This is a genomic window from Actinopolymorpha sp. B17G11, assembly GCF_040196095.1.
Lineage (GTDB): Bacteria > Actinomycetota > Actinomycetes > Propionibacteriales > Actinopolymorphaceae > Thermasporomyces.
The window spans coordinates 203,602-211,541 of record NZ_JBEFTW010000009.1 but is presented as its reverse complement, the minus strand read 5'-3'; the positions used below and the strand labels follow the sequence as shown (position 1 = coordinate 211,541).

The 7,940-nt window shown below is 65.4% G+C and carries 6 protein-coding genes and 1 pseudogene; 6 read left to right on the top strand and 1 reads right to left on the bottom strand.

What is annotated here, in order from left to right; translation table 11 throughout:
- The first annotated feature begins 131 nt into the window (after positions 1–131).
- The 3 genes and pseudogenes from ABN028_RS35345 to ABN028_RS12795 all read left to right on the top strand — a co-directional run.
- Positions 132–608, top strand: coding sequence for a circadian clock KaiB family protein (locus ABN028_RS35345; RefSeq protein ID WP_502879178.1), 477 nt, complete (start codon positions 132–134; stop codon positions 606–608).
- Between the two features lie 214 nt (positions 609–822).
- The gene (locus tag ABN028_RS12800) at positions 823–1,992 is read left to right on the top strand and encodes a patatin-like phospholipase family protein (protein ID WP_349696743.1); all 1,170 of its coding nucleotides are present in this window, start codon (positions 823–825) and stop codon (positions 1,990–1,992) included.
- Between the two features lie 1,515 nt (positions 1,993–3,507).
- Positions 3,508–3,663, top strand: a pseudogene (locus ABN028_RS12795) (transposase); the annotation flags it as partial.
- Between the two features lie 439 nt (positions 3,664–4,102).
- Here ABN028_RS12795 and ABN028_RS12790 read toward each other — a convergent pair.
- The gene (locus ABN028_RS12790) at positions 4,103–4,513 is read right to left on the bottom strand and encodes a cupin domain-containing protein (RefSeq protein WP_349696742.1); all 411 of its coding nucleotides are present in this window, start codon (positions 4,511–4,513) and stop codon (positions 4,103–4,105) included.
- A gap of 308 nt (positions 4,514–4,821) precedes the next feature.
- Here ABN028_RS12790 and ABN028_RS12785 point away from each other — a divergent pair, with 308 nt between their 5' ends.
- From ABN028_RS12785 to ABN028_RS12775, 3 genes are all read left to right on the top strand, one after another.
- Complete coding sequence (locus ABN028_RS12785; RefSeq protein ID WP_349696741.1) at positions 4,822–5,202, top strand: hypothetical protein; 381 nt, start codon at positions 4,822–4,824, stop codon at positions 5,200–5,202.
- 634 nt (positions 5,203–5,836) lie between these two features.
- Positions 5,837–6,058: a putative signal transducing protein gene (locus ABN028_RS12780; protein WP_349696740.1), complete on the top strand. Its 222-nt coding sequence runs from the start codon at positions 5,837–5,839 to the stop codon at positions 6,056–6,058.
- 811 nt (positions 6,059–6,869) lie between these two features.
- Complete coding sequence (locus tag ABN028_RS12775) at positions 6,870–7,856, top strand: transglutaminase domain-containing protein (RefSeq protein WP_349696739.1); 987 nt, start codon at positions 6,870–6,872, stop codon at positions 7,854–7,856.
- The last annotated feature ends 84 nt before the right edge of the window (positions 7,857–7,940 follow it).

The window sequence follows — 7,940 nt, the reverse complement described above, 5'->3', positions numbered from 1 at the left end:
GTGCCTTCTCGGCTCGGCAGAGCTCAGGACGTCAGCACTCCCGATTCTCCTAGCCCAGAAGGCACTCCCTTTGCACGACCCGCCGCGGAACCAACACCATCAGCCACCGGGTCCACGGATCGAGGCTTAGCGTGTCAATCCTGTTCCGGTCTTCCCCGGATCCCAGGATCGGCTACGCCCGGTCTCGACCGTCGATCAAGACCTCACCGCGCAGCGCGAGGCGCTCGTCGCGCTCGCGCTACCAGATCCAGATCATCGATCTCGGGCGGCAGCCCAACCACGCCGAGCATGATTACATCAGTACGGTTCCCACCGTGCTGTGGTGCGCGCCGCTTCCGCCGCGTCGGGCGGTTGGCACCTATCCGACGAGGAGTAGACGGCGGCTGCGCTCGGCCTGGGCGAACTCTGGTGGGAAGGGTATCGATACCGGTTTTGGGTCGTGCGGTTTGGGCATGAACCCACTGGCTGCCGCGCCAGTCTCCGACGTCTTGTCGGAGTACTCCTCCGGTGCACAAGGCATGGGTGGAGAGCTGTGGTGGCTCCGCGATCAGGTCGTCGTTCCGGTTTCCCTCACGGTTGCGGGGCCACCACCGGCCGTGCCGTCTTGAGATCGGTTCTGCGACAGCTGCTCAGGCCTTACGCCGCTGTAGGCCGCCGTTTTCGGGATGTCGCGATCCTGGTCGGACTGGGTATCTGAGAACGGGGTAGATGTGCGAGGGGCGTCGGGCGGGACTGGGGCGAGTCTCCTAGTAGGAGCTGCTGAACGGCCCTACGCCGCCACGGTGCTGATTGAGCCGCGGCCGAGGCGGACGGGGGAAGAAGATGGCCGAAGCCAGGAAGGCCGACCTTGTGCTGGAAGGTGGGGGCGTCAAAGGTATTGGCCTGGTCGGAGCGCTCCACGAGCTGGACCGGGCAGGGTATGAGTTTCCGCGGGTGGCCGGCACCTCCGCAGGCGCGGTGGCCGGAGCCTTGGTGGCCGCCGGCATGCCGATGGACGAGCTGCAGAAGATCATGCTCGAGGTGGACTACCGCAAGTTCTGTGACAAGTCGCCCCTGGACCGCATTCCCGTCGTCGGCAAAAGCCTTTCAATGCTCGTCCAACGCGGCATCTACGAAGGCGATTACCTCCAGGAATGGCTGGGCCGACAACTGGAAAAACAGGGCGTGAAGACGTTCGCGGATTTGCAGATCGACGACCCAGACGCCACCCTTGCAGAAGACCAGCGGTTCAGCTTGGTGGTGATGGCCACCGACCTCACCTTGGGCCAGCTGGTCCGCCTGCCGTGGGACTACCGCCGGATCTACGGACTGGATCCACGGACACAGCCGGTCGTCGACGCGGTCCGTGCCTCCATGTCGATCCCATTCTTCTTCGAACCGTTCACCCTCACCAACCCCAAAACCGGGATGGCCTCGACCCTGGTCGACGGCGGGGTACTGTCCAACTTCCCCATCGACGCCTTCGACCGTACCGACGGACAGCCCCCACGGTGGCCCACGTTCGGAATCAAGCTGTTGCCCACGCTGCCCAAAGACAACACGCAGCTGCTTCCGGTCCTCGGCCAAGGCTTCCGCAAAGTCATGACTTTCCCAAGGCCGTGGGTCCTCGGCATTCCGCAGCTACCGCCGATACGCCTGCTGACCTCCCTGGTCGCCACCACCATCGCCGGCCACGACCAGACCCGCCTCAACCTGCCCTGGGTAGATGCGCGAACCATCCGCGTCGACACCACCCCCGCCGGCATCGTCGAGTTCGACCTCGACGGCAGACAGCTACAGCGCCTGTACGACAATGGACGCAAGGCTGCCAAGACGTTCCTACGCCACTGGAACTGGCAGGACTACCTCATACGCTACCGTCAGCCTGCCGCTGCCCCAGCCGGCCCGGTCCCGGCCGGAGTCCCGGACCAGCGGGAGCACGGTCACCCCCGTGCAGGCAAGGTGACGCCCGCTCGGAACGGACGAACCCGGCGAGCACCTCCGCAGACGTAGCGTGCCACGGTGATAATCACAGCGGAGCCGGCTGCCGCGGCGGCCGATGTCGACACCGTCCGGCAGCAACGCGAGCTGGTCCGGATGCACGGGCTCAGGAAACGACCCGGGAGCCCTGGTGATGCTCACACCCGTCGAGTACTCCTTCTTCACGCCGGAGAAGTTGGGCGGGGAGGGGCCGTACCGAGAGATCTCCAGCACCTCGGGCAACCCGCAACGCCGAACAGATACGGCCTCCTGCATTGCAAGAACACCGAGACCGGGCAGCACTGGACGTGCGCGACCGAGGTCATCGACTACCTGCGGCGGCTCATCTCCGCACGAGGAACAGCTCTCGCCAAGCTCGAAATCCCGGCAGACAAGTTCCCGATCCGACCCCGCGGCTGGCCGTGTCGCCGGACTTTGAATGCTGACCCCCTGCGGCAGAACAGAGGAACCGTGAGGGCTCAACTTTCGGGGTCCGTTGACAGGCCGGACGAGTGGTAGCGCCGGCACGCCAGTCGACTCCATCACGCATCTCCGAACGGGGGGCTGTTACTGCCGCCATGCATCCACGAGATCGACGAGGTTACGTGCTCTTTGTGCTGGCCGCCCGGCAATCCTCGTTGTCGCCGATGCAATCGGGAGCTGGAGGATTCGGTGAGCATCTTCTTCGGCATCGGGGTCGGTGTGCTTTCAGCACGCCGACCGCGAAATGGAGTTCCTGTGCTGGCCTCGTTGAGTTCTCCCTGTCCCGTCGCCGGAAAGCTGGGAAGCCCTGCACAACCACGAGTACCCGCTGTGGCGGGCCTGGGTCTGGTCTGCTGTGGGTCGGGGCACTCCCAGGATCTGGCTTGCGACACGATCCTGATCTTGCGACATGCCTGCATTCGGCGTTGTCGCGGCCTTGGGTGGGCCACCATCACCCGCGCCAAGAAACTCGTCATCCTCGTCGGCTCCCATAAGGCCCTGGCTGTCGCCGTCCGCACCCCCGGCGCCGACCGCCGTCACACCGCTCTCACCCACCGACTCCAGGCCTCATGACATCGCCTCGGCCGAACCCGCGCATCGGTCTCGGTAGCCGAACGCCAAGTGAGACTCGCTGGTCCGGGAAGGAGGGCGGGCGGCCCGAAGCAATGCAGTGGCAGCTGGTGACGCCTCGGGGCCCGCCCGTGGCCAGACGCGAGCCCGGCCACAAGGAGCCTCACCGGGAATCGTCAGTCGTAAACCGGCCAGCATCTTCTCAACGTGATGTCATCCCGGCCGAAGCAAATGCGCACCTCCGGGCTGGACACCGACGCCACGCAACGCAACGCGTGGGAGTCGCCGTGCCGACCTGCAACGTCACACCCCGGGGACGCCAGCCCCAGTGACGCCAGCCCCGACGACAGCGGCGTCCACGGCGACAACGACCTGAACGGCCGGCTCGACGAGGAAGCTAAGACCTGCGCGTCCGGTCAGCCGAGGGCTTCGCCGGTCGGGAACCGACGTCGCACGTGGCGACCGCCCGGCATCGGGGTGCGGATCTGCCGGGGATGGCGCCTGATCTGGTCCAACAACCCCCAAGAACGACTCAACCGCGAGGTCCGCCGCCGCACCGACGTCGTCAGCATCTTCCCCGACCGGAAGACGCTCATCCGCCTCGTCGGCGCCGACCTCGCCGAACCCGACGAATGGACCGAAGGCCGCCGCTTGACCTGGGCAAACGCCGTCAAACCGGAGACGACAGACCGACCTGCGGTGACAGACAGTGAGGTGTGCTCCTTGTTGGGCCGGTGGAACCAATGCTGGCCAAGGCTGTCAGTCAGCTTCCCTCACCGCGGGCCGGCACGGCCGCGTTCGGGCCGAAACTCGACGGGTTCAGTCAACTAGCCGAGCGCTCGGGATCGTCACTGATGGCAGTGCGGTCCACCTCTACTCCCAGCGCGGCACCGTGCTGGACTGGTCGAGCTAGGAATGCGTTCGAGTTCGACGACCTCGATCTGAGCCAGCCGTCGTCATCTTGTTCAAGACGCGATATGCCTTCGGACGGAAGGCTGGTTGACGCACATCGCGGAACGTTGCCCGTTCATAAGACGCTGACGTTGGAGGTCCACATCCACAACCTCGCTGCGAGGACCTCGGCTAGGGCTCAGGCGGGTGACCGCCGAACCCAACCGCTCTGCTTGAGCTCTTCGTCGTCTAAGAAGACGAGCATCGGCTGACCGGGAGCCATGATCATCGTCACGACGAAGCGCAGCGGGATGTCGGTGCGGTTGTTGGCGTCCTGATAGTGGATGACGTCCACGCCCGGTTCCCAGAATGCCTCGTCGGCCTTCACCACCCGCGGCGGTTCGCCCTGCACCTCGAAGACCATTTCGCCCTCCAGTATGTAGCCGAAACAAGGCCCACCGGGGTGGCGATGCGGCGGGACGCCGGGATCGCCGGGGGGATACTCGACCCGCACGGTCATCACTTGCCCGTCCGCAGCCAGAAAGGGCGGGGCGATGCTCTGAAGCTCGGTCAGTGTGTTCCGTACCTTCTCATAAGGGTCCTGCGACATCGCTTTCTCCTATCTCGCGTCAGCCGGCAGCCACTGGTCAACGTCGTCGGGGCGATGCGGGCGTTGACCCCTCGGCGGTTCGACGCCCCGGGCCGTCGACTCGCAGGCCCGTTGATCGAGTAGTCGTATTCCAGCGCCCGAGGCTGTAGATGTCACTGGCTGTGGTCGCCGGGGGCGTAGCGGTTCCAGATGCCCCCGGCGCACGCCTTGGCACATCGCGTCGGCATACAGCTGGTCGGTCGTAGCTGCGAACGCTGGCGTCGAGGCGGGTCACTGGTCCGTCGGCGGCTGATCAACCGGCGGCTCCGGTGCTGGCTGATCCGGCTCCGGTGGTGGTGCTGGCTGATCCGGCTCAGGTGCTGGCTCATCCGGCTCAGGTGCTGGCTGATCCGGCTCCGGTGCTGGCTGATCCGGCTCCGGTGGTGGCGCCGGCTGATCCGGCTCCGGTGCTGGCTGATCCGGCTCCGGTGGTGGCGCCGGCTGATCCGGCTCCGGTGCTGGCTGATCCGGCTCCGGTGGTGGCGCCGGCTGATCCGGCTCAGGTGCTGGCTCATCCGGCTCCGGTGGTGGCGCCGGCTGATCCGGCTCAGGTGCTGGCTCATCCGGCTCCGGTGGTGGCGCCGGCTGATCCGGCTCAGGTGCTGGCTGATCCGGCGGTGCAGGATCTGGCCCAGGATCAGCGGGATTGATTCCAGATGGAGCCGATGTTCGGGTGAGGCTGATCGGTTCGCCGTAGGCAAATCCGGTGCTCAGCTGGAATGCCACAACTGCAATTGTCGCGATGACTGCGAGCCATCTGATTGTCGAACGCATAAGATCTCCAGCTTTGTTACGATCGTCAGGTAGCCCCCGATTTGGCGCTTCCTTGGGTCTGTCCTTTTCATTTGCCGTCCCATGAGTCTCCGTCGCACCTCGGGCGAAGGCCTCCCCGAAATGGCATAAAGGGCCTCCCTCTTAGTCAAGGTCCGGGGCATCGGCCATCCAAAAACCGTCAGTTTGGGAACGTACATCTGTGGAGCCGGATCACCCCGCACAGTGTGACCGGACCGATGGAGAATGACCCATTTGAGCGTTGTGCAAATATGCCCGGGGGGCCGTGGGTCCTCGGCGTTCCGCAGCCGCCGCCGGCGCTGGGTGGTGGGCCTGCGTGTCGTCGCGAATGTTGGCCCGGGTCGGGGGAGGGAGGTGACATTGTGAACGAAGTTCAGGAGGAACTGGGGCCCCAGGAGAGCCGAGTTGGTCGGTCCACTCCGGAGAGCTCCTCCAGCAGACCCATGCCTGGTACCGGAGGTGCTCACTCCGCGTTCACCGAAGGTGTCGCGCATGGCTGAGTTGGTCCGGACAGACGACCCTGGCGTGATCCGGGTCATCGACGGGCTGCTTGGCGGGGCCGACATCCCGTACGAGGTCACCGACCGCAATATGAGTGTCCTCGAGGGCTCGATCAGCGCGATCCAGATCAGGATCCTGGTGCCGGACGAGCACGAGGCAGACGCCCGCGAACTGCTCATCTACGCCGACCTCGGCAATTGGCCGCGTCCCTAGTCTCCGCCGCACGCGAACAGCAGTGCCGGGATCAGCCGCTGTTCGCCACGGCGACGCGTTTGCAGGCCGCGATCAGCCTGTTGGCGGCGGTCTCCCCGCCTGGCCCCATTCCGATCACGATCGCATCGAACCGCTCGCTGATGACTACGGGATGCCCCAGTCATGAGCCACACCTCCACGCCCAAGGATGGTCTGCCGCGCGGAGGACAGACCTTGACGAGGACGGAGAAGGCCCCATGGCCTGGCTGGATCGGAAGTTTCGCCTGCCATTGCCGCCTCGTCACGGAAGCGGGACATCTAGTCAGCCGTCGGCACACCTGGCAGGCAAATGTAGTTCGTCGGCGCGTGACACCGGTCATGACACCAAACGGGGTCGCGTAAAGCACGCTCAGTACAACCAGTCACCACCTACTTCACGCGAATGCCCAGGTAGAGCGTGTGATGCATCCGAAGTAGGCCCCTCTTAATCCGCGGGTTCGGGGTTCGAGTCCCTGGCGGCGCACCCGTAAACCGGCTGGTAAAGCGAGGTTTCGCCGCTTCGGTCGGTCATGGCCAGCCCTCCCGAGCAGCAACGCAAGCAGCAGCGCGCACCACTCCCGGGCCATGTGTGCCCCTTGCTTGCGGGCACACAGAGGGCAAGGAACCGACGGCGGGGAGCGTGCGGCCTGCCTGACCCCTGCGGGGGGGTAGCGGCCGTCGGCTGCTGGACCTACTGCTGTACAGATCCGGGGCGTGTGGGACGTGTCGGTCCGACACCGGGGCGCACTCCTCGCCTGGCGTGGATGCGATCACGCGTCCTAGGGTCGAGCGCATGGTCGATCCAGACGACTGGAGTACGCACTCGCCGTACTCGGATCCCGGCATGCACGCGCCGCTCCTGGACGCGGTGCCCACCGTCATACCGAGTCTGTCAACGGTGGCCTGCAACTTGGTCGTGCACTACCGGTATTCGGGGCTGAACCTTCCCCCATCCACCCGAAACGACATCAACAGTCGCTGGCTCGCAGTCATGCTGGACAGAGACCAGGAGCGACACGCGAAACCACTCGCCGAGTTTCGCGAGCCGACCGAGCGCCTCCAGGGCTGCTGCCGCGATCTCAGCCTGTTCTGCGTCGCAGTCCTGCGCCAGCATGGCATCCCAGCTCGCTCGCTGGTGGGCTTCGCGAGTTACCTCAGGCCGGGCTACAACCATGACCATGTGATCGTGCAGGCCTACGACAAACAGGCGCAGCGCTGGGTCCGGTTCGATCCGAAGAAGGTCACCGAGCCAACCAAGGCGCTCCCGACACCACACGACATTCCAGCTGGCGCGGACGCTCCCTTCCGTACTGCCGCCGAGGTCTGGAAGGGCTGTCGCGCCGGAAATCTAGACCCGAACCTGTTCGGCGGTCGTCCGGGATCCAATCTCGGCGGAATGTGGTTCATCCACAACTACGTCATGATGCAACTTGCACACCGCTACGCCGCCGAACTGTTGCTGTGGGACGGCTGGGGCGCCATGTGCTCGCCGCCCGGACTCCCCGGACCGGACTACCCGCCAGATGAAGCCACACTCGCCCTCATCGACGACATCGCCGACCAACTGATCGCGGTCGAGTCCGCCCCTCCGACTGCGGACAGGCGTCCCACGGAGGCACTACTGCGCAAGCGGTACAACGAGGACGACCGACTGAACCCTGGCACGTCCGTGACGCAGTACTCCCCCACCCTGCACGATCCGCCAATCACCGTGCCGATCGTGCAGGGAGGTGCCTCCTCGGCGCCTCTTCTCTCGCCCGATGGTCGTATTGGCACGTGATGGCACGCCCGGCTGGTTCAATACGTGGTGCCGACTTGCCAGACTGGGCGTGCATGAGCGCGAAGAGGCTTCGTCACCAGGTCA

What these genes read in the sequence shown, in the direction of transcription:
- ABN028_RS12780 (WP_349696740.1), top strand. Translation starts at nt 5,837, where the DNA reads ATGGCTGAGTTGGTCCGGACAGACGACCCTGGCGTGATCCGGGTCATC.
- ABN028_RS12775 (WP_349696739.1), top strand. Translation starts at nt 6,870, where the DNA reads ATGGTCGATCCAGACGACTGGAGTACGCACTCGCCGTACTCGGATCCC.
- ABN028_RS12790 (WP_349696742.1), bottom strand. Translation starts at nt 4,513, where the DNA reads ATGTCGCAGGACCCTTATGAGAAGGTACGGAACACACTGACCGAGCTT.
- ABN028_RS12800 (WP_349696743.1), top strand. Translation starts at nt 823, where the DNA reads ATGGCCGAAGCCAGGAAGGCCGACCTTGTGCTGGAAGGTGGGGGCGTC.